The organism is Streptomyces sp. SID14436 (genome assembly GCF_010548465.1).
In the GTDB taxonomy this organism is placed as follows: domain Bacteria; phylum Actinomycetota; class Actinomycetes; order Streptomycetales; family Streptomycetaceae; genus Streptomyces.
On sequence record NZ_JAAGMD010000880.1, the window covers coordinates 1 to 2,793 of the forward strand.

Below are 2,793 nucleotides of genomic sequence, written 5' to 3' on the forward strand. Positions count from 1 at the left end.
GGCCGCCCCGAGTTCCGGAACCGGCGGCAGGCGCGCGGCCGTCGGGGTCGGGACGGCTGCGGAAGCGGACGCCGGCCGCCCTCCGGGGGGTCCCGGGCCGCCCGCCCGGTTACCGGCGTCGGTTGCGCCGCAGCCGGAGCAGCGCGAAGAGGATGCTCAGCGCGGCGGCGACGACCAGCATCGCCTCGCCCCAGACCGGCAGGTCGACCGCCACACCGGGGAAGGCCAGCGGGAGATCGTCCCCGCCCGGGGCCGGCCGTCCGCTCATGCCGTCACCCCTCGGCCACGACGACCGCGGAGGCCACGCCCGCGTCGTGGCTCAGCGACACGTGCCAGGACCGGACGCCGAGCTCGGCGGCCCGCGCGGCCACGGTGCCGCGGACCCGGATCCGGGGCCGGCCGCTGTCCTCGCAGTAGATCTCGGCGTCGGTCCAGTGCAGGCCGCCGGGCGCCCCCAGGGCCTTGGCCAGCGCCTCCTTGGCGGCGAACCGCGCGGCGAGCGAGGCGACGCCCCGCCGCTCACCGCTTGCCAGCAGCAACTCGCTCTCGACGAAGAGGCGTTGAGCCAGTGCCGGCGTGCGTTCCAACGACGCCTCGAACCGGGCGATCTCGGCGACGTCGATGCCGACTCCGATGATGCTCATGCGGGCACTGTACGGCCGCGGCGCGCCGCGGCGGGAGCGGGAGACCCCGCCCCGCCGGGCGCGCCGGCGCGTCCGGGTCAGTTCAGCTTGGCCAGCTGGGCGTCCGAGATGTCGGTCGGGAAGTCGAAGTCCTTGCCCTGGGCGAGCGCCGCGAAGTCGATGGCGGCGAAGGAGACGACCGTGGAGCCCTTGCGGGCGACGACCATCTTCATCGGCGCCTGCACGCCCTCGTCGAGGTCCATGTCCGCCGTGATGGAGCGGCCCTCGTCGGCGCCCTTCGGCTCGTCCGTGGTGGTGACCTTCACCGTCTTGGTCTTCTCGCCGACCGCGGTGTACGTGTAGCCGCCGGCGCACTTCTCCAGGGCGGCGTCGACGTCCTTGATCACCTGCTCGGCGCCGCCGTCCTCGTAGGAGGCGAGGGTGATCAGCACCTTGCCCCCGCCGAGGCCGGCCAGCAGCGCCTCCTGCGGGTCGGCGTCCGCGGCGGGCTTCTCCGGCGTGCCGGTCCAGGACCGCTTCACCGTCGCCGCGGGCGAACCGACCGGCACGCCGCTCTGGAGCCGGGCGAGCGGCAGGCAGGTCGCGTCCTCGGTGGTGACCTGGTCGGCGGCCGCGTCGTCCGTGGCGGGCAGCTTCGTGAGGACCTTGCCGTCCTTGACGTCGGCCTGGACCAGGCCCGCCTTCTCCAGTTCGGCGGCGGTCAGCGTCCCGGCCGCGGCGGCGGGCGAGGACGAGGCGGCGGACGGGGCGTCACCCTTGCCCTCGTCGCCCTTGTCGTCGGATCCGCCGCAGGCGGTGGCGAGCAGGGCGAGGGCGGCGGCCGAGGCGGCGAGCGCGGTACGGCGGACGGCGGTGGACTTCACTGTGGGCTCTCTTCGGGACAGTGCGGACAACTCCGCAAGCGTGTGCGCACCTTAGGCACAGGAAACCCACAAATGATCAAGGAATGAACCATCCGGTACCTGACCGTGACGCCGGCGTGATCACGCAGCCCCGGGGGCCGGTCCGGCACGGCTCCGCGGCGCGCGCGTGACGCACCCCACCCACCGTCCCGTTCGAACTCCGTTAACAATGGACTGTGATCTCACCGGTCTCCTCGATGTCTCGCAACGCCCACCGGCAGCGGCCGGAGGCGTCTCCGTACGTGGACCTCACCCGTGCGGAGTGGAGTGCGCTGCGCGAGAAGACACCGCTGCCGCTGACCGCCGACGAGGTGGAGCAGCTGCGCGGGCTGGGTGACGTCATCGACCTCGACGAGGTGCGGGACATCTACCTGCCGCTGTCCCGGCTGCTCAACCTCTACGTGGGCGCCACGGACGGCCTGCGGGGCGCGCTGAACACCTTCCTCGGCGAGCAGGGCTCCCAGGCCGGCACACCCTTCGTCATAGGGGTCGCCGGATCGGTGGCCGTGGGCAAGTCCACCGTCGCCCGCCTGCTGCGGGCGCTGCTGTCCCGCTGGCCCGAGCACCCCCGCGTGGAGCTGGTGACGACCGACGGGTTCCTGCTGCCCACCAAGGAGCTCCAGGCCCGCGGCCTGATGTCCCGCAAGGGCTTCCCCGAGTCCTACGACCGCCGCGCGCTCACCCGGTTCGTCGCCGACATCAAGGCCGGCAAGGACGAGGTCACCGCGCCGGTCTACTCCCACCTGATCTACGACATCGTGCCCGGCGAGGTGCTCACCGTGCGCCGCCCGGACATCCTGATCGTCGAAGGGCTCAACGTCCTGCAGCCCGCGCTGCCCGGCAAGGACGGCCGGACCCGGGTCGGGCTCGCCGACTACTTCGACTTCAGCGTGTACGTGGACGCCCGGACCGAGGACATCGAGCGCTGGTACCTCAACCGCTTCAAGCGGCTGCGGGAGACGGCCTTCCAGGACCCGTCGTCCTACTTCCGCCGCTACACCCAGGTGGCGGAGGAGGAGGCCCTCGACTACGCCCGCACCATGTGGCGCACCATCAACAAACCGAACCTGGTGGAGAACATCGCCCCCACCCGCGGCCGGGCCACCCTCATCGTGCGCAAGGGCCCGGACCACAAGGTGCAGCGCCTGCGCCTGCGCAAACTCTGACGGCGGGCCCCCGGGCGGGCCCGGACCTGGCGGCGGGGGCGCCGGGGCGGCCCTGCCGGGGCCGGGGGCCGGGCCGTGTCC

The 2,793-nt window shown here is 73.3% G+C and carries 4 protein-coding genes; 1 reads left to right on the plus strand and 3 read right to left on the minus strand.

Annotated elements, in window-relative coordinates:
* Window positions 1-109 precede the first annotated feature (109 nt).
* From G3I53_RS33510 to G3I53_RS32330, 3 genes are all read right to left on the minus strand, one after another.
* Window positions 110-268: a hypothetical protein gene (locus G3I53_RS33510; RefSeq protein WP_192232467.1), complete on the minus strand. Its 159-nt coding sequence runs from the start codon at window positions 266-268 to the stop codon at window positions 110-112.
* A 4-nt stretch (window positions 269-272) separates the two neighbouring features.
* Complete coding sequence (locus G3I53_RS32325) at window positions 273-644, minus strand: holo-ACP synthase (RefSeq protein WP_164337257.1); 372 nt, start codon at window positions 642-644, stop codon at window positions 273-275.
* A 77-nt stretch (window positions 645-721) separates the two neighbouring features.
* Window positions 722-1,507, minus strand: a complete 786-nt coding sequence (locus G3I53_RS32330) for a hypothetical protein (protein ID WP_164337256.1) — start codon at window positions 1,505-1,507, stop codon at window positions 722-724.
* A gap of 236 nt (window positions 1,508-1,743) precedes the next feature.
* Here G3I53_RS32330 and coaA point away from each other — a divergent pair, with 236 nt between their 5' ends.
* Entirely contained in the window at window positions 1,744-2,712 is a 969-nt protein-coding gene (coaA, locus tag G3I53_RS32335) for a type I pantothenate kinase (RefSeq protein WP_164337255.1), read from the plus strand.
* Window positions 2,713-2,793: the final 81 nt, after the last annotated feature.